The sequence below is a fragment of the Gilliamella sp. Fer1-1 genome (genome assembly GCF_001690825.1).
Lineage (GTDB): Bacteria > Pseudomonadota > Gammaproteobacteria > Enterobacterales > Orbaceae > Gilliamella > Gilliamella apicola_C.
In genome coordinates this window covers 1-329 of sequence record NZ_LZGX01000015.1, presented here as the reverse complement: position 1 = coordinate 329, position 329 = coordinate 1, and the positions used below count along the sequence as shown (strand labels likewise).

Here is a 329-nt window from a genome sequence, read left to right as displayed (position 1 = left end):
TGTTTACTCCAAGGAAACCTTTGAGCTTCTAGCCAATAACAAGCTGAAAAAAAACAACCAAAACACATAACAAAAAATACAATTTTGATTATAGTTAATATATTATCTTCTTCCTCAACATAAATTGCATATACCCACCCCATTATAAAAGAAAAAATGATATCGGTGTAAAGTAGAACCTTTGGCCAATTCTTGTGCATTGCTATAGTTTGAATTATAGATGAGATAATCATTCCAGCTAGAAAGATACCTACAAAGATTTCTTTAATCATTATATGGTTTCCTGTAATAGCAATACTAGATGTACACATTATATATTCTCCTGCAAT

Annotated in this window: 1 protein-coding gene; it reads right to left on the bottom strand. The window is 29.8% G+C overall.

Annotation, left to right across the window (positions count from 1 at the left end):
* Nucleotides 1-272, bottom strand: a 272-nt coding sequence (locus A9G28_RS01745) for a hypothetical protein (RefSeq protein ID WP_141674663.1), incomplete at its 3' end; no start/stop codon positions are given.
* Nucleotides 273-329 lie beyond the last annotated feature (57 nt).